The organism is Candidatus Merdisoma sp. JLR.KK011 (genome assembly GCF_036941125.1).
Classification (GTDB): domain Bacteria; phylum Bacillota; class Clostridia; order Lachnospirales; family Lachnospiraceae; genus Laedolimicola.
Window position 1 is genome coordinate 1,432,407 of record NZ_JAYWSZ010000004.1, and the last position, 23,324, is coordinate 1,455,730.

Here is a 23,324-nt window from a genome sequence, read left to right on the forward strand (position 1 = left end):
AAAGGATGCCGGGAAATATGATATCAGAAAAGTCTGATGTCATATTTCCCGGCATCCTTTTTGCAATGAGTAAAAACTTCTCTTAAAAACCTGCCTCTTGGGTCAGTCATAAAGTAAAAGTAAATAACGAAAAATCTCTGAGAAATGCTGTTGACTTACATGTTATAAAATGTTATAATCTGTTACAAGTTAAGAAAAGAACATAACAAATCTTAACAAGAAAGTTAGAAGGGGCATACATGAACCAGCTTCGCAGAGAAAACATCGGAAAATATATTCGGGAAAAAGGCGCCGTCACGGTAAAAGAAGTCAGCGCTCTTTTTCCCGATGTCAGTTTAATGACCATTCACCGGGATCTGGAGAAGCTGGAGGAAGAAGGAACCATCATCCGCACTCGGGGAGGAGCCATATCCGCCACGCCGGGAACAAGCCCCACGGAGATGAAGCTGGAAACGAGAATGCAGACCAACTGGAAGGAAAAGCGTGAGATGGCCCGGAAGGCCTTGAAGCTCATAGAACCGGGCAGCGCCGTATTCCTGGATGCGGGAACCTCCAGTATGGCCTTAGCCCAGGCCATCCCCGACATGGATCTCAACATCTTCACCACAGGCCCGGGAATCGCCCTGGAGCTTGGAAAGCTGTCCGTTCCCACCGTCCACATGTGCGGCGGAACCTTGAACCGCTTTAATCAGGCAGTCTCCGGCCAGAGCACCCTGCAGATGTTAGAGCAGATCAACATCGCAACCGCATTCCTGGGCGTATCCGGCTACACAGAGGACAACGGCTTCACCTGCGGCAAAGAGGACGAGATGCTGGTAAAAAGCCTGATGATGAAAAAAGCCGGAAAAAAAGTTATCCTTATGGACAGCTCCAAATACGGCCGGATCCTTCCCTACACCTTCGGCAACGTAGAAGATGCCGACTGCATTGTAAGCGACGGGAAGCTTCCGGCAAACGTGCAGGAACGCGCGGAGCAGTCGGGAACTATCATCCTTTAGGAGATACCGGCCGGGCCTGGGCATTCCCAGGTATAAGCGGCAGGATGTGCAGGCATCAAAAAAGAGCCCGTAATAGTAACACAAAATATATATTAAAAGAATTTATGGAGGGAAAAGAAATGGCAGTAGGCGTATTAATGCCAAAAGCAGGAATCACGGTAGAAGAATGTATCATTACCGAGTGGCTGAAGAAAAAAGGCGACCATGTAAACGTGGGCGATATCCTCTTCACCTACGAGACAGATAAGGCATCCTTCGAGTGTGAATCCACAGCAGAAGGAGAGATCCTTGAAATCTTTTATGAAGACGGAGATGAAGTACCGGTACTGGTCAATGTCTGTGCAGTGGGGCAGCCCGGTGAGGATATCTCCGGAATCAAAGAGGGAACTGCAGCGCCCGCACCGGCAGCTCCTGCGGCAGCGGCAGCCCCGGCGCCTGCAGCAGCTCCTGCACCGGCAGCAGCCACGGGCCCCATGGCACAGGGCGTATTGATGCCAAAGGCCGGAATCACCGTAGAAGAGTGCGTGATTACCGAGTGGCATAAGAAAAAAGGCGACCAGGTTCAGGTGGGCGATATTCTCTTCACCTATGAGACGGACAAGGCATCCTTTGAGTGCGAGTCCACAGCGGCCGGGGAGCTTCTTGAGATCTTCTATGAGGACGGGGATGAGGTGCCTGTACTGGTCAATGTCTGTGCTATCGGACGTCCCGGCGACAGCATCGAGGGATTAAAAGAGGGAACGGCTCCAGCAGCAGCCCCGGCTCCGGCAGCGGCCTCCGCACCGGCAGCAGCTCCTGCGCCAGCAGCAGGCCCCATGGCACAGGGCGTACTGATGCCCAAGGCTGGAATCACCGTAGAAGAGTGCGTGATTACCGAGTGGCATAAGAAAAAAGGCGACCAGGTTCAAGTGGGCGATATCCTCTTTACTTATGAGACGGATAAAGCGGCATTCGAGTGTGAATCCACAGCGGCCGGGGAGCTGCTTGAGATCTTCTATGAAGACGGAGACGAAGTGCCCGTTCTGGTTAATGTCTGCGCCATCGGAAAACCGGGCGACAGCATAGAAGGACTGAAGGAAGGAACAGCTCCGGCAGCAGCGCCCGCACCAGCAGCAGAAGCGGCTCCGGCAGCGGCAGCAGCGGTAACGGCAGCACCTGCACCGGCGGGCGGCCCTGCAAATCCGGACGCAAAAGTATCCCCCAGAGCCAGAATGGCAGCAAAGAACCTGGGCGTGGATGCTACGGCGGCGACACCTACCGGGCCTCACGGCCGCATTGTGGAGGCCGATGTAAAGGCATATGCGGCAGCAGCACCTGCACCTGCGGCAGCCCCGGCGCCCACAGCGGCAGCGCCTGCCCCGGCGGCAGAAGCAGCGCCGGTAACGGCAGCACCGGAAGCAGAATATGTAGATGTCAAGTTCTCCGGTGTGAGAAAGGCAACCGCAAAGGCAATGGTGAAGTCCTTAAGCACTATGGCCCAGCTTACCCATTATCATACCTTTGACGCAACGGCTCTTATGAACCTGAGAAAGCAGATTAAGGCCAACGGCGAGGCCATGGGAATGCCCAATATCACTTTGAACGACATGGTAATGTTCGCAGTGTCCCGTATCCTTCTCAATCATTCCGATTTGAATGCGATTATGCCGGAGGACAACGTACTGCGTAAATATACCAACGTACATCTGGGAATGGCAGTAGACACACCCAAGGGGCTGATGGTTCCTACCATCTTCAATGCCAACAAGATGACCCTCTCCGAGCTGTGCATGGAAGCAAAGCGTCTCGCAAAGATCTGCCAGGAGGGCAAGGCAACGCCGGATATGCTGTCCGGAGCAAGCTTTACCGTATCCAATGTAGGCTCCCTGGGCGTAGAGATGTTCACACCCGTTGTGAATCCGCCTCAGGTAGGCATCCTTGGTGTCTGCGGCATCACTACCAGAGTGAAGGAAGTAAACGGCGAGATCAAGACGTATCCGGCTATGGGACTCTGCCTGTCCTATGACCACAGAGCATTGGACGGAACACCGGCTTCCAAGTTTGTGAAGGAGCTGTGCACCGCTCTTGAGAACATTTCTCTGTTGATGATGAAATAAATAAAGAAAAGGAGATAAAAAAATGCCAAAGTCATTGTACATCGATCCCGACAAAATGCGTGCTGAGGGAAAAATCACTTTTAAAGATATTCCCATCAATACCTACAAGAAAACCATAAAAGAGGAGATGGAGGAAGGCAACTTCACAAAAGAAGACCTTCTGCGCATCTTCCGCGACATGACCATCTGCCGCGAGTTTGAGGACATGCTGAACCAGATTAAGACACAGGCGAAGTATGCGGACGTTGATACCACCTATCCGGGCCCTGCACATCTTTCCCTTGGACAGGAGGCTGCAGCAGTTGGAGAAGCTTACCTGCTGAACAAGGAGGACTTTACCTTCGGAAGCCACAGAAGCCACAGCGAGATTCTTGCAAAATGCCTTTCCTGTATTCAGAAGCTGGATGACAAGGAGCTTCTGGACGACATGGAGAACTTCTTTGAGGGCAAGACCCTGAAGGCTGTCAAGACTGTCAGCAAGGCAGAAGGGGACGTAAAAGAGCTTGCTATCGAGTTCATCGTATACGGCGCCCTGGCTGAGCTGTTTGCCCGTGAGAACGGTTTCCATAAGGGACTGGGCGGATCCATGCATGCATTCTTCCTTCCCTTCGGCGTATACCCCAACAACGCATTAGTGGGCGGTTCCGCAACCATCTCCACCGGAGCGGCGCTTTATAAGAAGTGCAACGACAAGGGCGGCGTGGTAGTAGCCAACCTTGGAGACGGCTCCATGGGACGCGGCCCTGTATGGGAGGCTCTTTCCTTTGCAACCATGGATCAGTACCGCACATTGTGGGAGGAAGGAAGAAAGGGCGGACTTCCGCTGATCTTTAACATCAACAACAACTCCTACGGCATGGGCGGCCAGACCTACGGCGAGACCATGGGCTACGGCGAGCTGGCGCGTATGGGCGCGGGCGTGACTGAGAGCCAGCTTCACGCAGAGAGAGTAGACGGCTACAATCCTCTGGCAGTCATTGATGCATACCGCAGAAAGCTGCCTCTGGCAAAGAGCGGAGAAGGCCCTGTATTCCTGGATGTAGTGACCTACCGTCTCCTTGGACACTCTACCTCTGACCAGAACGCTTACCGTACCAAAGAGGAGATCGAGGCATGGAAAGCACAGGATCCGCTGATTACCTACCGCAAGGCAATAGTAGACGCAGGCGTAGCCGAGGACAGCGAATTCGAAGAGATCTGGGCAAAGACCAAAGAGAGAATGGCGCGTATCTGCCGTCTGGCGGCAGACAAGGATGCATCTCCCTATCTTGATTTTGACAATGACCCGGGAATCATCGAGCGCCTGATGTTCAACAACGAGAAGAACCGCAATATGGACACCACCAGAGAGCCGTCCGTTACCGGCCCCAAGGAGAGCTGCAAGCGTTACACCGATATTCAGAAGAAGGTTCGGACTCATTATCTGGACGGCAAGGAAGTAAGCGCCATGAAGCGTTACAACATCCGTGATGCCATTTTCGAGCCCATGTTTAATAAATATTATGAAGATCCTACACTTATCGCTTACGGCGAGGATGTACGCGACTGGGGCGGCGCATTTGCCGTTTACCGTGGATTTACCGATGTAATTCCTTACTCCAGACTGTTTAACTCACCCATTTCCGAGACTGCTATCGTAGGTACCGGCGTAGGTTATACCATGTGCGGCGGCCGTGCGGTGGTAGAGCTGATGTATGCAGACTTTATCGGCTGCTGCGGAGACGAGATCTTCAACCAGATGGCAAAATGGCAGGCCATGAGCGCCGGCATCCTAAAGATGCCCCTGATCCTTCGTGTATCCGTTGGTTCCAAGTACGGTGCACAGCATTCTCAGGACTGGACTTCCATGTGCGCCCATGTACCGGGACTGAAGGTTTGCTTCCCGGCAACGCCTTACGAGGCAAAGGGCCTGATGCAGTCTGCTCTTAACGGAACCGACCCGGTTGTATTCTTTGAGAGCCAGAGAATCTACGATATCGGCGAGAAGTTCCATGAAGGCGGCGTTCCGGAGGGCGAGTACGAGATCGAGTTCGGCGATGTGGACGTGATCAAGACCGGTTCTGACATTACCATGCTGACTGTCGGAGCAACTCTGTACCGTGCATATGATGCCGTGAAAGAGCTGGAGGAGAAGTACGGCCTGTCTGTAGAGCTGATTAACCTGCACAGCCTGGTTCCCCTGGATTACACCAAGATCCTGGAGTCTGTAAAGAAGACCGGAAAGGTAATTTTGACCTCTGACGCTTGTGCAAGAGGAACTTTCCTTGACGAGGTTGCCAAGAATATTACAGAGCTTGCATTTGATTATCTGGATGCGCCGCCTGCAATCGTGGGAGCACAGAACTGGATCACACCGCCTTACGAGTATGATCATTACTTCTTCCCACAGAAGGAGTGGATCCTGGATGCAATTAACGAGAAGCTGATCCCCCTTAAGGACTACAAGCCGACCACCAACGTGACGGCAGAGGAGCAGCTCAGAAAGCTGAAATTAGGTATCTAAAATGAAAAATATGATTCACTGTTAACCGCATACGGGGATAAAAGAAGGGGGAGCCGGAAAAGTCCGAAGACTTATTTTCCGACCCCTCTTCTCTTTTGAAGAGACAGATAAGGAGAACAGACACCATGAGCAACTATTTCATTCAAACCTACACCTGGAACCCCTGGCATAATCTGGCTGTGGAAAAGTATCTCTCCACACGGATCAAAAAAGGGGATGTGATTTTTTATCTGTGGCAGAATGATCGCACCGTAGTAATAGGAAGAAACCAGAACGCCATCCGGGAATGCCGCGCCCGGCTTCTGGAGGAAGAAGGAGGCTGCCTGGCCAGAAGAACCACAGGAGGAGGCGCGGTCTATCATGATCTGGGGAATCTCTGCTTTACCTTCCTGGCCTCTCCCGAGGTCTATAATCTGGAAAAGCAGCTAAAGGTCGTACAGGCTGCCTGCAGGAAATTCGGAGTGGAAACCCGGTTTTCCGGACGGAACGATATCATAACCAAGGATGGCTTTAAGTTCTCCGGCAATGCCTTTTCCAATACCTCCCAGTGCAGCATCCAGCACGGGACTTTGATGGTAGATGTGGATGTATCCCAGCTTGGGCGGTATCTGACCCCTTCCAGGGAGAAGATGAAGGCCAAGGGCGTGAAGTCGGTGCAGTCCAGGGTATGCAACCTAAAGGAGCTGAACACTGAGGTTACCACAGATGCCATGCGCCAGGCATTGAAGGAAAGCTTTGAGGAATTGTACGGCAGCTTTGAAGAACTGGATGAGAAGCTTCTTGACAATCCTCTCGTAAAGGAGACGTATGATCTCTATTCCTCCTGGGAGTGGAAGTTCGGCAAATCCCCGGAGTGTGAAACCAGCTATAGCAGACGTTTTGACTGGGGGGAGGTGGAGGTCTGCCTGAAGCTGAACGCCATGCATATCAGTGGGATTACGGTGTTCTCCGACATGCTGGATGTGGAGCTTCCCGGGCTTTTGGAACAGCTTCTTGCCGGCAGGCGTTATGATATGGCAGACATAGATTTTAAGAAGGATCTGCCTCTTTGCAGCGAAGAACAGAAAGAAAAGCTTCAGGATGTTGTGAAATGGCTTGCAGATCCCTTAAGAAATGATTAAAATTAACCAAAATTTCGTATCCCCGTAAAAAAACGCTTTTCTTTTTAGAAATTATTGTATATAATATAGGTTACGCAAGAAAGGCCTTCTTTCCTATAAATAAGGGAAAACATTTGGCACAGGCTGGAAAAGTGTATAACATTTGACAATTCGGAAAAGAATGAAACATAGAGAGAACAGAGTGAAAGGGGATATGGAATTATGGCTGGAACAGATATCGGAATTGACCTGGGTACTGCAAGCATGCTTGTTTTTATAAATGGAAAGGGCGTTGTGTTAAAGGAGCCCTCAGTAGTAGCATTTGACAGAGATACGAATAAGATCCGCGCCATCGGCGAGGAAGCGCGGCTGATGCTGGGAAGGACGCCGGGGAATATTGTAGCGGTGCGTCCTCTGCGCCAGGGTGTTATCTCCGATTACACCGTAACGGAAAAGATGCTCAAGTATTTTATCCAGAAGGCCATGGGTAAGAAGACCTTCCGGAAACCCCGGATTGCGGTATGCGTGCCGAGCGGCGTAACCGAGGTGGAGAAGAAGGCTGTTGAGGATGCCACTTATCAGGCGGGCGCCAGAGAGGTATTGATTATAGAGGAGCCCATTGCGGCGGCTATCGGAGCCGGAATCGATATTTCCAGGCCCTGCGGCAATATGATCGTGGATATCGGCGGCGGCACCAGCGACATTGCCGTGATTTCCCTGGGAGGTACGGTAGTCAGCACCTCCGTGAAGGTAGCCGGTGATGATTTTGACGAGGCCATTGTCCGCTATATGCGTAAGAAGCACAATCTGCTCATCGGCGAGCGGACTGCGGAGGACATTAAGATAAAGGTAGGAACCTGCTTCCCAAGGGCCGAGGTAGACCGGATGGACGTCCGCGGGCGTAATCTGGTAACGGGCCTTCCCAAGACCGTGGAGGTTACCTCTGAGGATACGGAGGAAGCGCTGCGGGAGACAACCATGCAGATTGTGGAAGCAGTACACAGCGTGCTGGAGAAGACTCCTCCCGAGCTGGCGGCAGATATTGCGGATCGGGGAATCGTCCTTACGGGCGGAGGCGCTCTGCTTCGGGGCCTGGAGGAGCTTCTGGAGGAAAAGACCGGTATCAATACTATGACAGCCGAGGATTCCATGAAATGCGTGGCAATCGGAACCGGCAAGTTTGTGGAGTTTATGTCCGGAAAAAGAGACGAGTAGAAAAAGAGGGGGCTGCCAGGAAATAAGATATTTCCCGACGGCCTCTTTTTAGGAGTTATATGAAACTGGAAGGCTATGTAGAGCACATTGTTTATCGAAATGAAGAAAACGGGTATTCCGTCCTCAATCTCGTGTCGGAAGGACAGGAGATCACGGTGGTGGGGAGCTTTCACTATATCAGCGAGGGCGAGCTTCTGGAGCTGACCGGCGATTATACGGAGCATCCTTTGTACGGGGAGCAGTTCCAGGCAGAGAGCTTTGAGGTAAAAGCCCCCAGGGATGTGACAGCCATTGAGCGGTATCTGGGAAGCGGAGCAGTAAAAGGAATCGGAGCGGCCCTGGCCGCCCGTATTGTGCGCCGGTTCGGAAAGGATACCTTCACGATCCTGGAACGGGAGCCGGAGCGCCTGGCAGAGATTAAGGGCATCAGCGAGCGCAAGGCCCGGGAGATCGGCGGGCAGCTGGAGGAAAAGAGGGAGCTGCGCCAGGCCATGATCTTTCTTCAGGAATACGGCATTTCCGTAAACCTGTCTGTGAAGATTTATCAGAAGTACGGGGAAGAGATTTATCGTGTGATAAAGGAGAATCCCTACCGCCTGGCAGACGAGATGGAGGGGATTGGCTTTCGCACCGCAGACGAGATAGCAAAACGTGTGGGGATAAGAGAGGATTCGGACTTCCGGATACGCAGCGGAATCCTCTATGCGCTGCTCCAGGGGGCGGCAGAGGGCCACACCTGCCTTCCAAGAAGCATGCTGCTTTCCAGAACTGCAAAGCTGCTGGGAGGGGTGCCCCAGGAGGCGGTAGAAAAGCATCTGATGGATCTGAGCATCGACAGGCGCCTGGTGCAGAAGCAGCTTCCGGGGCCGGAGGGAAGAGAAGAGCCCTTTATCTATGCGGCCTCATACTATCACGGGGAGCTGGCAGCGGCAGCCATGCTGCATCAGTTAAAGCTTTCTATGGAGGTTATGGAGAGCGAGATTCAGACCAGGCTTGCCAGAGTGGAGGAGGAGGCGGCCATTGCCCTGGATGAGCGCCAGAAGGAGGCGGTAGCCGCCGCCGTGGGCAACGGGCTGCTCATTCTCACGGGAGGCCCCGGTACCGGAAAGACTACAACCATCAATGCCATGATCAAATATTTTGAGGCAGAGGGCATGGATATTTTTCTGGCGGCGCCTACCGGCCGCGCGGCGAAGAGGATGACGGAGGCTACCGGCTGCGAGGCTCAGACCATTCACCGGATGCTTGAGCTGTCCGGAGGCCCGGAGAATGCTTCGGGCCGTGCCTTGTTTGCAAGGAATGAGGAGAATCCCCTGGAGGCGGATGTGATCATCATTGATGAGATGTCTATGGTGGATATCCATTTGATGCAGGCTCTTTTGAAGGCAGTGATACCGGGAACCAGGCTGATTCTTGTAGGAGACGTCAATCAGCTTCCCAGTGTGGGGCCGGGCAGCGTGCTCCAGGATCTCATCCGATCGAAGGCGTTTCCGGTGGTGCGCTTAACCAGGATCTTCCGCCAGGCGGCTGAGAGTGATATCATTGTGAATGCTCATAAAATCAACCGGGGAGAACAGGTTGTGCTTGACAATCAGAGCCGCGACTTCTTTTTCCTTAAGCGCCAGGATCCCAATGTGATTCTCAGGGTGGTGCTTGCCCTGGTTCAGGAAAAGATGCCGAAGTATGTGCATGCTCAGGTTTCCGACATTCAGGTGCTCACCCCGATGCGCAAGGGCGCCCTGGGAGTGGAGAATCTAAATCAGGTGCTCCAGCGTTACCTCAACCCTCCCTCCAGGGACAAGGAGGAAAAGGAGCATGGCCGGGGACTTTTCCGGGTGGGAGATAAGGTAATGCAGATCCGCAATAACTACCAGCTGGAATGGGAGATCCGCAACCGGTTCGGCATTGCGGTAGACCGGGGGCTTGGAGTGTTCAACGGGGATATGGGCCTTATCCGTTCCATCAATGCCTTTGCGGAGGAGCTGACAGTAGAATTTGACGAGGGGCGCATGGTATCCTACCCATTTAAGCAGCTGGACGAGTTGGAGCTGGCCTACGCCATAACCGTACATAAATCTCAGGGGAGCGAGTATCCGGCGGTGGTGATTCCCCTGCTTTTTGGCCCCAGGCCGCTTATGAACAGGAATCTTTTATATACGGCAGTAACAAGAGCACGCTCCTGCGTGACCCTGGTGGGAAGCGAGGAGGTATTTCAGATGATGGTGGAGAATGAGACAGAGCAGAAACGGTATACAGGTCTTGCCGAGATTATTAAATCTTATTTATCCCCGTAGATGTCCGGTATGCGACGACATTGCGGGAGGGAAAAGACTAATTTGCGAGCCCTGCAGGCTGCGGCTTCATCCGGTTTCAGAACCTCTGTGCAAAAAGTGCGGAAAGCCCTTGAGCACGGGGGAGGCGGAGTATTGTCCGGACTGCAGACGCAGAAAGCATCTCTACACCAGAGGAAGGGCGGCCTTTGAGTACGATTCCGTGATGAAGGAATCCATCAGCCGCTTTAAGTACAAGAACCGCAGAGAGTATGGGGATTTCTATGTCCAGGAGATACTTAAGAGCTGCGAAGAGGCAGTCCGTTCTTGGAACATTGATCTGATTGTTCCCATACCGCTCCACAAGAGCCGAAGAAGAAAGCGGGGCTTTAACCAGGCGGAGCTTATCGCCCAAAAGCTTGGAAAGGGGCTTGGAATTCCCGTATCCCCGAATGCTCTTTTCCGTGTGCGGAAGACGAAGCCCCAGAAGGAATTGAACGACCAGGAGCGCAAAAGTAATCTGAAAGATGCATTTCGAACAGGGAAGCAAGATTTGGAATTTAAGAAAATTCTCTTAATAGACGATATTTATACAACAGGCAGTACCATAGACGCAGCCGCTTCCGTTCTTCTGGACCATGGGGCGGAAAAAGTGTATTTTTTAAGCATATCTATTGGAAGAGGGTACTAAATGTGTTATACTCTAGGATAGAGTTATATTGTGGAGTAGATTTTTAATGAGGTGACTTATGCTAAATGAAGAAAAAATCCGGCTCATGACAAAAGCAGCGGTTTTTGAGGCAGGCGAGGGAAAAAGGGCCCTGGCGATGAATAAGTATTTCCGGGGAGACTATATCAGCATCAATCTGCTTGCCTCCTGGTTCTCGTTCACCATTGCCTTTGCCATCTGCGTGGCAGCCTGGGCCTTTTATCATATGGAAGATTTGATGGAGCAGATCAATACCATGGATCTGCCTGCCATGGGCAAGCAGTTTATATTCCTTTACCTGGGGCTGCTTGCGGTCTATCAGCTGGTTCACTATGTGATCTTCCATATCCGTTATCAGAAAAACCGCAGAAGCCTTGCTGCATACCAGCAGATTTTGAAACAGATTTCCCACATTTACCAGGCGGAGTCTAGGGGCAGCAATGATTTTGTAGAAGGAGCAAAAGAAAAATGACGACCTTACTGGAACTGAGAGAAAAGATTAAAATATTTATGGGAAAATATGATATTTATATCATTCCTCTGATGAAGTTTCTTCTGGCGCTGATTGCATTTACGATGATCAACGGGAGTGTAGGATTTATGGAAAAGGCGAAGAATCCGGCGATTTCCCTGATTCTTGCATTGATGTGTTCCTTTCTGCCGGTGAATCTGATTGCAGTGTTCGGCGGTATATTGGTACTGGCCCATGCATATGCTTTATCCCTGGAATTTTTTGCTATTGCATTTGTTGTGATACTGCTCATGGTGCTGCTGTTTTTCCGGACGGCTCCACAGTACGGCTATCTTCTGATTCTGACTCCTATGGCTTTTGTGCTGAAGGTTCCTTATGTGGTGCCTCTGGCTATGGGCCTGGTGGGAACGCCGGCTGCAGCTGTTCCCGTAGCCTGCGGAACCGTGGCCTACTATCTGCTTCATTATATGAAGCTGAACACTACGATGCTCAGCGAGGCGGAGACGGAGTCTATGAAGCAGAAGATTACCTACCTCATTGACAATGTGATCCGGAACAAAGAGATGATGCTGATGGCGGCAGCCTTTGCCCTGACCCTTTTGATTGTGTATGTTGTCCGCCGTATGTCCATTGACTATTCATGGAGCATTGCAATCGGAACGGGAGCAGTGGCGGAGTTTGTAGTCCTGCTTCTTGGAAGCATGGTTATGGGCGTTCCTCTGAAGGTGGTGCCGGTATTGCTTGGGAGCGTGGTATCCGCCGCACTGGCGATTCTGCTGCAGCTTACGGTATTCAGTATGGATTATTCCCGGACAGAGTATGTACAGTTTGAGGATGACGAGTATTATTACTATGTGAAAGCCGTTCCCAAAGTAACCATTGCCGTGCCGGATAAACAGGTAAAAAGAATCAGTTCCCAGAAAAAACAGAGTACGGCGAGAAGGAAGGCAGCCCAGGCAAGAAGGCCTTCTGAGCATGGTCATACGGAGGCAAGGGAGCGCCTGCATACAGAGAGGGCACGCAGATAAAAAGAGGATTTCGCAGCGGGAAAGAATAAGGAGGCGGCAGAATGCATAATTCCATAACGGATCTGATCGACAAGTGTTTGAAGACTTTAGACTCCCTGCAGATCCGAAAGACCGATGTAGTAGAAGTAATTATTCTGGCATTTCTGCTTTATCAGGTTTTGGTGTGGATAAAAAGAACAAGGGCCTGGTCCCTGCTGAAGGGATTTGTAGTCCTTTTGATTTTTATTTTCCTGGCATGGGCCTTCCAGCTGAATACTATCTTCTGGCTGGTGCAGAATGTGTTCAGCTTGGGAATTACCGCCTTGATTATCGTCTTTCAGCCGGAGCTTCGAAGGGCCTTAGAGCAGCTGGGACAGCAGAATATCTTCAATTCCCTGTTCAGCCTGGACAATTCCAAGGAGGTCAGCGCCAGATTCAGCGACAAGACTGTGAATGAACTGATCAAGGCTGTCTATGAGATGGCCAAGGTAAAGACCGGCGCCTTGATCGTAATTGAGAAAAATACGCCGCTGCAGGAGTATGAGAGAACAGGGATTACCCTGGACTCTCTCCTCAGCAGCCAGCTTTTGATTAATATATTTGAGCACAACACGCCGCTCCATGACGGAGCCATCATCGTAAGGGGAGACAGGGTCATCTCGGCAACCTGCTATCTTCCCCTTTCCGACAATATGTTTCTCAGCAAGGAGCTTGGGACCAGGCATAGGGCGGCGGTGGGCGTCAGCGAGGTTTCAGATTCCCTTACGATTGTCGTATCAGAGGAGACGGGAAAGGTATCCGTTGCATCTGAGGGCAAGCTGATGCGTGATTTGGCGGAGAACGAGCTGAGAGCACAGCTTGTGGAGGCACAGAATAAGACCCAGGAGACGGGCCGGTTTAAATTGTGGAAAGGACGGGTGAAGAAGCGTGAGAAAAATGCTGACAAATAACCTGGGGCTTAAGCTTCTTTCCATAATTTCGGCAGTGATGCTCTGGCTGATTATCGTGAGCATCAACGATCCGGTTATGTCCCAGGATTTTACCGGTATCCGTGTAACGATGCTCAACGAGGACGCGGTTACAGATAAGGATAAGGTATACCGCATTGAGGATAACAGTGATTTTATCAGTATCAAGGTAAGGGCAAAGCGTTCGGAGCTGCAGAAGCTTTCCTCCGAAGACTTTATCGCTACGGCGGATATGGAGAAGAGCATCAAGTTTGACAATCTGGTAGGGATTGAGGTGACCTGCAGCAACCGGAACGTGAAGACCACGGATATCACCAAAAGCCGGGAAAATGTCGTGATCAGCGTTGAGGATGCCTCCAGCGAGCAGTTTAATGTAGGAGTGAATCAAAGCGGAACCGAAGGAGAAGGCTATAAGGTAGGTACAGCCGTACCGGAGCAGAGCCTGATTGAGATCAGCGGCCCGGCCTCTGTGATTGCAGAGATCGCCCGGGTGGAGGTAGATCTCAATGTGACCGGCTTCACAACGGATCAGATAAAAAACTGTGTGATTAAGATCCTTGACGGTCAGAATAACCAGATTGATACAACTTATCTGGAATACAACGGCAAGACAACGGGCATGAATGTTCATGTGACTATGTTTAAGAAAAAGAAGGTCCGCCTTAAGGTAGATTATACGGGAACTCCCGGGGACGGATACAGCTTCAAGGAGCTTACCTTTAAGCCGGAGACTCTGGAGATTGCCGGAACAGAAGAGGATATTGCGAATATCCATGAGATTGCCATACCGGCCGAAGCGGTGAATATCGACGGGATCACAGAGGATACACAGATCAATGTGGATGTGACAAAGTATCTTCCGGAGAATATCCGTCTGGGCAATGAGAAGGACGGATCCGTGGCCGTACAGGTGACGCTGGAGAAAAAGCAGGGCAAGACCATCCATGTTCCGGTGTCCGACATTGAGCTTAAGAATGTGCCCAGAGGATTGGAGGCAGACTTTGACAAATTGAAAGAGGTTGAGATCATCGTCATGGGCACCAGTACGGAGCTGGCAGAGCTGGATGAGGAGGAGATCTCGGTAAGCCTTGATCTGCAGGCATATTCCAGGGCAGGGACTTATAAGAAAGCCCTTGACGTGGAGGTTCCGGAGATATACAGCCTGATGCAGGAGACCCAGGTGGAATTTAAGCTGGTAAAACCAACTGCCGGAGGGAATAAAAAGTAATTATAGCAACCGATAAAAGATGAATCAAAGAATGGGAGGTTTTCAATATGGTAAGTCAGAAGGTCATAATTCAGAATCCCACAGGGCTGCACTTAAGGCCGGCCGGAATTCTCTGCAAGACAGCTATGCAGTTTAAGGCGCTGATCACCTTTACATTTGAGAATACAACGGCAAATGCAAAGAGTGTTCTGAGCGTCCTTGGAGCCTGTGTTAAGTCCGGGGATGAGATTGAGTTCATCTGTGAGGGTGTGGACGAAAAAGCAGCTCTGGCGGCCATGATAGAAGCTGTGGAGAGCGGTCTTGGTGAATAGAAAAAAATGGGCGATAGGGTATGCAGTTCTCTGCATGCTCTATTTCGCTGTGTCTGTTCTTATACCTCACGACAGACTGGAATCCAGGGGACTGGAAGGGATCGGAAAGCCTTCCCTGAAACTAAAAACAGAAGAGATAACCAATGAGACAGAATTGAAATTTGAGTATGCTGCGGATAAGCAGGCGCTGAATCAGATTTCTTTTTATTTTACGGACAACGGGCATGTATTTACCCAGGGAGAGATTATCATAGAGGCTTCTGACAGCCAAAGCGGAGAGCTTCTGGCCAGTCAGACCTATGAGCTGGCTAATCTGAAGACGGAAGCCTTCTGGGGGGTATCCTTTGAAAAGGAGCCGGAAGGAAGACTTCTGGATTTTGTGATTACAGGCCGGGATCTGAGGGAAGGCCCTTCCGTCTGGCTGAATACAGAGAGCCGGACCCAGGGAAATACCTATGCGGACGGCGTTTTCACAGAGAACAATCTTATTTACAATGCCATATACCGGACACAGGTTCATTATGTGAAGAATCCCCTTATCACCACGCTGATGCTGTTGATTCTGGGGGGGATGTTCTTTCTGGTATCAGGAAAGAGAGCGGAGGAGCCGGTGTGGGACAAGCCGGAGAGAAAGACGCCTGCCTATGTTCAGAAGCTTGCGGCTCTCTTTAAGAAATACCGGCAGTGGATTGGGATGGGATTCCTTCTCTTTCTGACAGGGCTGATTTTCTTCTATGTGTATGACGGGCAGGTGCGCAAAGCCATGAACAGCACCCACAGAGTGGTTGTGATGCGGGACAATGGCAAGCTGCTGCCTGTGACAGAGGAAACGAAGGAGCTGGTACAGCGTTACACCACAGAAGAGGAGACGCTGGTAGGCTTAGGGATCCGGATGGATCTGTCTGAGGATTTCCGGCCTGAGGGGAGTATCCGGGCCAGTGTACGGGATCTGGCTGGGGAGGAGCTGCTCTGCGAGACTGAGATTTTGGCTGCATCTTTGCTGGACGGGCAGTATATGGGGCTTATTTTTAACCAGGCCCAGAGCGATACGAAGGGGCATACCTACGAGGTGCGCCTGGAATTCTCCCAGGAGCTTCTGAACAGCGGACTTTCTGTGATTGTGACCCCGGAAGGGTATTACCAGGAGAATACCCTGTATATCAATGGAAAAGAGAGCGGGAGCCGGCTGAGCATGAATGCTCACACTTATTTCAATATCTTTTTGAAAAAGTATTTCTTTGTGATGTTTCTGTTTTTTGAGGCCATGAGCGCAGGCTTTTATTACCTGGCCTTTATCCGAAGATGCAGGATTGAGAAGGTTTTTCTCTTTACGATTCTGTGCCTGGGAGTCATCTACAATTTTATTCTGACGCCTTATATGACGCCGGACGAGAAATACCACATTGATATGTCCTACCGCCATTCCAATACGCTTCTTGGAATCGATCAGATTGGAGAGGGCAAATGCTTGAAAAGGGCGGACGACGCCAAAATGGAATTTACCTCGGAGCCCAGCCTGACGAACTATAAAAATATCTATGACGGACTCTTTTCACGGGTCCAGGACGGCCGTCTGACGGAGGCTGCGGCCACGGCGAACACAGAGGCGCCTATGGTTCTCTACCTGCCTGCAGTCCTGGGCATGACCCTGGCACGGATTCTGCAGCTTGGAACGGTTCCCATGCTGCTGCTGGCGAGATGGTGCAGTCTGCTGTTTTTTGCCTGCATGGTTTACTTTGGTATGAAAAAACTGCCTTTTGGAAAGATGACCCTCTTCCTTTTGGCCATTCTTCCCATGAACCTGCAGCAGTGCACATCCTTTTCTTATGATGCCGTGATTACGGGCACGATTCTGCTGTATAGCTGTTACTGTATTGCACTGGCCTACAATGAGGATCCGGTGAAGCCAAAGGATATCCTGGTGATGGGGATTCTGGGTATTGTCTTTATCTATGGAAAGAGCGGCATTTATCTGCCCATGTGCCTTCTGGCCCTTCTCATCCCGGCGAAAAAATTCGGCGGCAGACGAGCCTGGGGGATCTGCATGGCGGGGCTTTTTATCCTTCCGGTGCTGAGCTTCCTCAACAAAAACACGGTGGCGGTCAATTACATTGCCACGACTACGGAGGCAACGGCAACCGTAGGTTCTTCTGCCACATCAGGCTATACCATCGGGTATTTTCTGCAGCAGCCCTTGGAGCTGGTGCGGATACTGGCCAATACGGTCAGTGACAAGACGGCCTTTTATCTGGAGTCCCTGGCAGGGCAGAAGATGGGCTGGGTGGAGATTGAGATCTCACAGGTAATTCCCATGCTCTTTTTATTCCTGCTGGTGCTCTCGGTTTTAAAGACAAGGGAAGAGCCCTTCTATGTGAAAAGATGGCATAAATGGCTGTCTGTGTTTATCTGTCTGGCCTGTACGGGAATCATACTGGCTGGTATGCTGCTGACCTGGACGCCGAAGGACTATATCTCCATCGAGGGGGTACAGGGGCGGTACTTTATCCCCTTTATGCCGGCCTTCTCTCTGACAGGGCGCAACAGTCGGCTGATGTATGAGAAATCCGTGGATCGGGGAATGATGTATGCGGGCTTTATAGGACAGCTTCTGACGGTTATGTATCTTATCAAGGCAGTACTGATATTGTAGGAGCAGATATGAATAAGAGAAGAGTAGCAATTAATATGACGGCCCAGCTTCTGGCCTTTGCAGTAAATATGCTGCTGGGCTTTATTCTGGTACCGATTATCGACAGAATGATTCCCAACTCCTATGGGTTTACGGATATTGCCAATAAATTTGTCCAGGCGGCCCAGATTGTCGTATCTGCTCTGAATACCATGGCGAGCCGTTTTATTACCATTCAGATACACCGGAATGACAAGGAGGAGGCAAACCGCTATTTTTCCTCTGTGTTTTATGCCAATGTGCTGATGGCTGTGATTTTTATGATTCCGGCTATGTTTGTGGTGGTTTATCTGGGGCATATTTTCCAGATTCCGCCGGAGGCAAGCCTTCCGGACATTCAGATGCTGTTCTTTTTTATATTTTTGAACTTTCTTATCAGCATTACAGCTTCGGTCTTTGGGGTTGCGCCCTACAGCCAGGACAGGCTGGAGCTAAGCTCCATGGCCACGATTCTGGGAGAGGCGGCGCGTCTGGCGGTGCTGTTTACGGCGTATTTCTTTTTCCGGCCTTATCTGTGGTATGTGGGCTGCGCTTCCGTGGCGTCTACGCTGATACAGGCGGCGGCCAATCTTATCTTTACCCGGCGGCTTCTGCCGGATATGAAAGTAAGAAAGCAGTATTTTGGCTGGGGGAAGGTGAAGGAGCTTGTGTCCCTGGGAGCCTGGAATTCGGTTACCCGGCTTGGGCAGCTTTTGCTGAGCGGACTGGATACCTCCATTGCCAATATTATGATCAATGCCGCGGCTATGACCACCGTGTCGATTTCCGCCCAGGTTCCCACGGTGATTGTGAATCTTATGGGGACGATTGCGGGCGTTTTTAATCCTCAGATGACCATTGCCTATGCAAAGGAAGACAGGAAGCAGCTGCTGGAGATTATCGGGAGCGCGGACCGGATTATGATTTTCTTGATCAGCATTCCCATTGCGTTTCTGATTGTCTTTGGAAAGGCCTTCTTTGTTCTGTGGATTGGGGAGACACAGAATCCGGATGTGCTGTACCAGCTCGCGTTGCTGAATATCGGAACCATGTGCATCAGCGCCAGCATTCAGGTGCTGTATCATGTATTTTTAATTACAAAACGGGTGAAGGTGAATTCGGTTGTCATACTGACCAGCGGGATTCTCACAACAGCGACGGTATTTCTTCTTTTGGAAACGACGGATCTGGGGATTTATGCCATTGTGGGCACCAGTATGGTGTACGGAGTTCTGCGTAATCTGGTGTTTACTCCCATTTATGCGGCCCGGTGTCTGAAGGTGAAGTGGTATACCTTCTACGGGGATATTCTGCTGGGCCTGGTGTCTATCGGGGCTGTCTGCCTGACGGCTCTGCCTTTTCGGCTGCTGATTGAGATTGACGGATGGGTGAAGCTGTTTTCCGTGGGGATCGCAGCAGGAGCGGCGGCTCTGACGGTGAACTTTTTTGTGGTGCTGCGTAAGAATGAGCGCAAAATGGTGTTGGATATGGTAAAGAAGAAGCTGCACAGGCAGCGTGTGAAGGAGCAGGGTAAGGGCTAAGGCAGAGGCTTTGTTTCTATAGGTTTGCGGCGTTCTGGATTGGGGATTGCGAAGATGGTGAGTATTGTTGTTCCGGTATATAAAAGTGAAAAGACCCTGCGTGTCTGCGTGGAATCCCTCCAGAGACAGACAGAGAGGGAGATTGAGATAATCCTGGTGGACGACGGCTCTCCCGATAACTGTCCCTGTATATGCGATGAGCTGGCAGAGAAGGATGCCCGGATACGTGTGATTCATAAGGAAAACGGGGGCGTTTCCTCGGCCAGGAATGCAGGAATGGAAAAGGCGGGGGGAGAGTTTCTTCTGTTTGCGGACAGCGATGATTCTGTGGAAGAGGATCTGGCGGAGGAGCTTTTATGCGGCATCGGCTCAGCGGATCTGGCGGTCTGCGGATATCACCACCACTACCTGGGAAGGGATGTGGAAAAGATTCCGGAGATTTCGAAATGGAACGGGGCGGAGAGCTTTCTTGCGCTGTATGGCAGAGGATATCTGAATATGCCCTGGAACAAGCTGTTCCGGCGAAGCTTGGCCGGGCGTTTTGATGAGAGCTTAAGCCTGGGCGAGGATCTGCTGTTTAATCTGGATTACCTGCGCAGGGCTTCTGGGGGCGTGGCTGTTGTACAGAAACCGCTTTACCATTATATACAGAATGACACAGGCAATACGCTTTCCAGCCGGAAACGGGACGACAAGCTGGAGCTGGCTAAGCGGATTTGGCATGAGGCTTCAAGATTCTATGAGGAGCTGGCAGGCTGTGAGGATAAAAGCGGGCTTATCAATGCCCGGCTGATCCAGGAGGTGCTGGATGATGTGGAGAGCCTTCCCTTTGATCTAAGCCGGAGCAGACGGGAAAAACTGGCGGCAATAGAAGCCTACTGCAGAGATCCGGAGCTTCAAAGAGCAGGAAGGAATGCGGCTCTTTCGGCAATGGATTACCGGATGATTCACGCATGTATGCTCCGGGGATGGAAGCATGGGGCATATGGGCTGAGCGTACTGAGAGGGTGGACGGCAAAGCTTTTGTATGGAAAGAAAGGGTGACAAAGCCGGGAAGGCTTATAAGGCAGCAGTAAGATGGAAGCTTTGATAGAAAGTGAGGAAGGCAGTTTTTTATGAAAGATTTGATAAGCGTGATTATACCGGTCTTTCGTGTGGAGGCTTATCTGCGCCGCTGCCTGGATTCTGTACTGGGACAGACTTATGAGAATATGGAAATCATTCTGGTGGATGACGGATCCGACGACGGCTGTCCGGCTATCTGCGACGAGTATGCCCGGAAAGATTCCAGAGTGAAGGTGATCCATCAGAAGAACGCCGGTCTGTCCGGGGCCCGTAATACAGGAATTGGCCAGGCAGAGGGGCGTTATCTGGCTTTTGTGGATTCGGACGATTATCTTGTTCCGGAATTTCTGGAGCGTTTGCATGAGGCCTGTGCAGAGACAGGGAGCGATATGAGTGTCTGCCGGTGGGAGTATGTGAAGGGAGAGCCTGTTCCCCAAAGGGGGACCGGGGAAGTAAAAACCTTTACGGGACGGCAGATGCTGGCAAATCTCTATATTTCCGATGGGGCTTATTTTGTTGTGGCCTGGAACAAGCTTTATAAGAGGGAGCTGTTTGAAAAGATAAGGTATCCCCTGGGGCGGATTCACGAGGACGAGGCTACAACTTACCGGATCTATCATCAGGTGCGGCAGGCGGCTTATGTGGATGCTTCTCTTTACGGTTATTTTGTGACGCCTTCCAGTATCACCAGGGGATTTAATCCCAGGCGGCTGGACTGGGTGACGGCTGGGGCGGAGCGGATTGATTTTTTGGAACAGAAGGGGTATACGGAGCTTATGGTGAGGGCTTTACAGGCATTTGCGGACGGGAGCATTGATATTTACTTTGGGCTTCGGGATGAAATGCCGGAAAGTGGGAAGGAACAGGAATGGATTCGGGGCTTGATCCGCCGGGGACTGAAGCGCGTGAAGCCTTACGGGCGGTTTCCCCTGCGGACGGAGATTGGCTACCGGCTGTTTTTGGCCTGCCCGGGAATTTACCGGAGATTGTTGGAACGGGTGAAGAGTGAAAATGGAAAGCAGTAAGTATAAGATCAGCGTAATTGTGCCTGTTTATAATGTGGAGGCCTATCTGCGCCGCTGCATAGACAGTATTCTGGCACAGACGGCAGAAAATTTGGAGATCATTCTGGTGGACGACGGTTCGACGGACGGCTCTGGGGCCATCTGTGACGAATACGGGGAGGCCCATGAGAAGATCCGGGTATGCCACAAGCCGAACGGGGGGCTGACCTCTGCCTGGAAGGCCGGGATGGAGCTGGCTTCCGGTGAGTTTGCGGGGTTTGTGGACAGTGACGACTGGATTGAGCCGGATATGTATGAGCGGATGCTTGAGCTGGCGCTTCGGACAGATGCGGATATGGCTGTGTGTGGGCTGGTTTTTGATTTTGAGGATCCGAAGATTCCGAAACGGGAGGAAATTTCGAATTTCAAAAAAGAGGTTTATGACAGGAAGGAGATTGAGGAGCTGTTTCCTTCTCTTATTAATGACGGGCGTTTTTTTGGACGGACGCTGCAGTCTGCCAGGGTGACGAAGCTCTTTCGCACAGAATTGATTCGGAAGAATATGGGATTTTGTGACGATCGGGTGTCTCTGGGGGAGGATATGCAGATTACGTTTCCGGCGCTTCTGGATACACAAAAGCTTTGCGTGGTGCAGGATTTTTTCCCTTATCATTATTGGATTAATCAGAAGTCGATTACCGGGAAGTATGACAGCGGATATATGGAGAAGGTGAAGCTCTTGGCGGAGCGGCTTTTGAGTATCAGCCGGGAGAAGAATGTTTTTGATTTTTCGGGGCAGATTCGGAATGATTTTTTGAGCATGACGGTTTTGACGGTGAAGAATGAGATTTATCGGAATTATAAAGCTGGGAGAAAGGCTGTGACGGCCAATGTGAGAGAGATTTGCGAGGATCCGGAGGTTCGGGAGGCCTTGAGGAATCATACGATGGATCGGCTGTCGGTTTCGATCAAAGTGTATCTTTGGCTGATGGGGAAGGGGTGTTATAATCTTTGCTATTGGATGGTGCTGGTATTTTTTAAGGTGAATTATTATTTGGGGAGGGAGTATAGGAGGGGGTGAAAATGTGGGGGAGAATGACGCAAAATAAGCCGGGAGCCTTTCCATATCCGTGTTCGGACGATTCGCGTACAGGCTGTCTGCTTCGGACAAACATTACTTTTGGAGTCTTTGCTGGGATGAAGGTGTTGGGTAATGTTTGGCCGTATCAGACAGTCTGTTCGCGAATAGCCGGACACTGGGATATGGGAAAGGCTCCCGGCTTATTTTGCGTCATTCTCCATTTACATTTTGGGGGCGGGGGGAGAAAGGACGGATAGCAGCTGGTGTGTTTTGGCAGAGTTTTTAACTAGTCGGAGAGGAGGATTCGGTCGTTGTCCAGGGCTTGGCCGGTTCCGGCTTTGAAGCGTGCCAGGAGATCTTCGATGGTTAGGCGGGAGCGTTCTTCTCCTCCGATGTCTAGGATGATGTTTCCGCCGGCCATCAGGAGGGTGCGGTTGCCTAGCTCCAGGGCCTGTTTCATGTTGTGGGTTATCATTAGGCAGGTGATGTGCTCCCGGGATGTGATGGTTTTTGTCAGTTCCAGGACTTTTTCGGCGGTGCCAGGGTCAAGGGCTGCTGTGTGTTCGTCCAGGAGCAGGAGCTTGGGGGGCACCATGGTTGACATCAGGAGGGATAAGGCCTGGCGCTGGCCGCCGGAGAGGAGGCCTACGGGGTGTTTCAGGCGGTCTTCCAGGCCCATGCCCAGGAGGGAGAGCTGTTCCTGGAAAAAGGCTTTATCCTTTTTTGAGATGCGGCTGAAGGGGGAAGTGCCCTGGGTGTTGCGTAAGTAGGCCAGGGCCATGTTTTCTTCGATGGTCATGGCGGGGGCGGTGCCTTTCATGGGATCCTGGAACAGGCGGCCTATGAAGTGGCTGCGCTTGTATTCGGGGAGGAAGGTGATGTCTTTTTTGTCCAGGGAAATGGAGCCTTCGTCTACGTAGAAGGTTCCGGCGATGGCGTTGAACAAGGTTGATTTGCCTGCGCCGTTGGAACCGATGATTGTAACGAAGTCTTTGCTGTCCAGGTGAAGGGACAGGCCGGAAATGGCTTTTTTGGCATTGATGGTTCCTGGATTGAAGGTTTTGGAAATGTTTTTGATATCCAGCATG

General features: G+C 51.3%; 18 protein-coding genes. 17 read left to right on the top strand and 1 reads right to left on the bottom strand.

Annotated features, from left to right (window positions below):
* Positions 1-239 precede the first annotated feature (239 nt).
* The 17 genes from VV089_RS20770 (at position 240) to VV089_RS20850 (ending at position 22,236) form a co-directional block, all read left to right on the top strand.
* Positions 240-998: a DeoR/GlpR family DNA-binding transcription regulator gene (locus tag VV089_RS20770; protein ID WP_172540349.1), complete on the top strand. Its 759-nt coding sequence runs from the start codon at positions 240-242 to the stop codon at positions 996-998.
* Between the two features lie 119 nt (positions 999-1,117).
* Positions 1,118-3,094 carry a 2-oxo acid dehydrogenase subunit E2 gene (locus VV089_RS20775; protein ID WP_334337231.1) on the top strand — a complete coding sequence of 659 codons (1,977 nt, stop codon included), beginning with the start codon at positions 1,118-1,120 and terminating at the stop codon, positions 3,092-3,094.
* 22 nt (positions 3,095-3,116) lie between these two features.
* The gene (locus tag VV089_RS20780) at positions 3,117-5,597 is read left to right on the top strand and encodes an alpha-ketoacid dehydrogenase subunit alpha/beta (protein WP_172544400.1); all 2,481 of its coding nucleotides are present in this window, start codon (positions 3,117-3,119) and stop codon (positions 5,595-5,597) included.
* 125 nt (positions 5,598-5,722) lie between these two features.
* On the top strand, positions 5,723-6,718 hold the full coding sequence (locus VV089_RS20785; RefSeq protein WP_172544401.1) for a lipoate--protein ligase: 996 nt from the start codon (positions 5,723-5,725) through the stop codon (positions 6,716-6,718).
* Positions 6,719-6,919: 201 nt separating this feature from the next.
* Complete coding sequence (gene mreB, locus VV089_RS20790; protein WP_172544402.1) at positions 6,920-7,912, top strand: rod shape-determining protein MreB; 993 nt, start codon at positions 6,920-6,922, stop codon at positions 7,910-7,912.
* A gap of 59 nt (positions 7,913-7,971) precedes the next feature.
* Positions 7,972-10,206 (top strand): SF1B family DNA helicase RecD2, encoded by a 2,235-nt coding sequence (recD2, locus tag VV089_RS20795; protein WP_334337232.1) that lies wholly within the window; start codon positions 7,972-7,974, stop codon positions 10,204-10,206.
* Positions 10,142-10,873: a ComF family protein gene (locus VV089_RS20800; RefSeq protein ID WP_334337233.1), complete on the top strand. Its 732-nt coding sequence runs from the start codon at positions 10,142-10,144 to the stop codon at positions 10,871-10,873. Before recD2 ends, VV089_RS20800 begins: the two co-directional genes overlap by 65 nt.
* Positions 10,874-10,931: 58 nt before the next feature.
* On the top strand, positions 10,932-11,363 hold the full coding sequence (locus VV089_RS20805; RefSeq protein ID WP_172544405.1) for a hypothetical protein: 432 nt from the start codon (positions 10,932-10,934) through the stop codon (positions 11,361-11,363).
* Positions 11,360-12,391 (top strand): hypothetical protein, encoded by a 1,032-nt coding sequence (locus tag VV089_RS20810; protein WP_172544406.1) that lies wholly within the window; start codon positions 11,360-11,362, stop codon positions 12,389-12,391. The genes VV089_RS20805 and VV089_RS20810 overlap by 4 nt, the downstream gene beginning before the upstream one ends.
* A gap of 41 nt (positions 12,392-12,432) precedes the next feature.
* Positions 12,433-13,320 (top strand): diadenylate cyclase CdaA, encoded by an 888-nt coding sequence (gene cdaA / locus VV089_RS20815; protein ID WP_172544407.1) that lies wholly within the window; start codon positions 12,433-12,435, stop codon positions 13,318-13,320.
* A complete protein-coding gene (locus VV089_RS20820) occupies positions 13,307-14,566 on the top strand; it encodes a CdaR family protein (RefSeq protein WP_334337234.1) in 1,260 nt (419 codons plus the stop codon). The genes cdaA and VV089_RS20820 overlap by 14 nt, the downstream gene beginning before the upstream one ends.
* Before the next feature lie 47 nt (positions 14,567-14,613).
* Positions 14,614-14,877, top strand: coding sequence for an HPr family phosphocarrier protein (locus VV089_RS20825; protein ID WP_334337235.1), 264 nt, complete (start codon positions 14,614-14,616; stop codon positions 14,875-14,877).
* Positions 14,870-17,527 (top strand): DUF2142 domain-containing protein, encoded by a 2,658-nt coding sequence (locus VV089_RS20830; RefSeq protein ID WP_334337236.1) that lies wholly within the window; start codon positions 14,870-14,872, stop codon positions 17,525-17,527. The genes VV089_RS20825 and VV089_RS20830 overlap by 8 nt, the downstream gene beginning before the upstream one ends.
* A gap of 8 nt (positions 17,528-17,535) precedes the next feature.
* Positions 17,536-19,086, top strand: coding sequence for an MATE family efflux transporter (locus VV089_RS20835; protein WP_334337237.1), 1,551 nt, complete (start codon positions 17,536-17,538; stop codon positions 19,084-19,086).
* 54 nt (positions 19,087-19,140) lie between these two features.
* A complete protein-coding gene (locus tag VV089_RS20840) occupies positions 19,141-20,130 on the top strand; it encodes a glycosyltransferase family 2 protein (protein ID WP_334337238.1) in 990 nt (329 codons plus the stop codon).
* A gap of 71 nt (positions 20,131-20,201) precedes the next feature.
* Positions 20,202-21,176, top strand: a complete 975-nt coding sequence (locus tag VV089_RS20845) for a glycosyltransferase family 2 protein (RefSeq protein WP_334337239.1) — start codon at positions 20,202-20,204, stop codon at positions 21,174-21,176.
* Positions 21,163-22,236, top strand: coding sequence for a glycosyltransferase family 2 protein (locus VV089_RS20850; protein ID WP_334337240.1), 1,074 nt, complete (start codon positions 21,163-21,165; stop codon positions 22,234-22,236). Before VV089_RS20845 ends, VV089_RS20850 begins: the two co-directional genes overlap by 14 nt.
* Before the next feature lie 286 nt (positions 22,237-22,522).
* Here the strand turns inward: VV089_RS20850 and VV089_RS20855 are convergent, their stop codons facing one another.
* Positions 22,523-23,323, bottom strand: coding sequence for an ABC transporter ATP-binding protein (locus VV089_RS20855; protein WP_334337241.1), 801 nt, complete (start codon positions 23,321-23,323; stop codon positions 22,523-22,525).
* Position 23,324 lies beyond the last annotated feature (1 nt).

Bases quoted from the DNA above. Each gene is read 5' to 3' on its own strand.
- VV089_RS20770 (WP_172540349.1), top strand. From the start codon at position 240: ATGAACCAGCTTCGCAGAGAAAACATCGGAAAATATATTCGGGAAAAA.
- VV089_RS20775 (WP_334337231.1), top strand. From the start codon at position 1,118: ATGGCAGTAGGCGTATTAATGCCAAAAGCAGGAATCACGGTAGAAGAA.
- VV089_RS20780 (WP_172544400.1), top strand. From the start codon at position 3,117: ATGCCAAAGTCATTGTACATCGATCCCGACAAAATGCGTGCTGAGGGA.
- VV089_RS20785 (WP_172544401.1), top strand. From the start codon at position 5,723: ATGAGCAACTATTTCATTCAAACCTACACCTGGAACCCCTGGCATAAT.
- mreB (WP_172544402.1), top strand. From the start codon at position 6,920: ATGGCTGGAACAGATATCGGAATTGACCTGGGTACTGCAAGCATGCTT.
- recD2 (WP_334337232.1), top strand. From the start codon at position 7,972: ATGAAACTGGAAGGCTATGTAGAGCACATTGTTTATCGAAATGAAGAA.
- VV089_RS20800 (WP_334337233.1), top strand. From the start codon at position 10,142: ATGAGACAGAGCAGAAACGGTATACAGGTCTTGCCGAGATTATTAAAT.
- VV089_RS20805 (WP_172544405.1), top strand. From the start codon at position 10,932: ATGCTAAATGAAGAAAAAATCCGGCTCATGACAAAAGCAGCGGTTTTT.
- VV089_RS20810 (WP_172544406.1), top strand. From the start codon at position 11,360: ATGACGACCTTACTGGAACTGAGAGAAAAGATTAAAATATTTATGGGA.
- cdaA (WP_172544407.1), top strand. From the start codon at position 12,433: ATGCATAATTCCATAACGGATCTGATCGACAAGTGTTTGAAGACTTTA.
- VV089_RS20820 (WP_334337234.1), top strand. From the start codon at position 13,307: ATGCTGACAAATAACCTGGGGCTTAAGCTTCTTTCCATAATTTCGGCA.
- VV089_RS20825 (WP_334337235.1), top strand. From the start codon at position 14,614: ATGGTAAGTCAGAAGGTCATAATTCAGAATCCCACAGGGCTGCACTTA.
- VV089_RS20835 (WP_334337237.1), top strand. From the start codon at position 17,536: ATGAATAAGAGAAGAGTAGCAATTAATATGACGGCCCAGCTTCTGGCC.
- VV089_RS20840 (WP_334337238.1), top strand. From the start codon at position 19,141: ATGGTGAGTATTGTTGTTCCGGTATATAAAAGTGAAAAGACCCTGCGT.
- VV089_RS20845 (WP_334337239.1), top strand. From the start codon at position 20,202: ATGAAAGATTTGATAAGCGTGATTATACCGGTCTTTCGTGTGGAGGCT.
- VV089_RS20850 (WP_334337240.1), top strand. From the start codon at position 21,163: ATGGAAAGCAGTAAGTATAAGATCAGCGTAATTGTGCCTGTTTATAAT.
- VV089_RS20855 (WP_334337241.1), bottom strand. From the start codon at position 23,323: ATGCTGGATATCAAAAACATTTCCAAAACCTTCAATCCAGGAACCATC.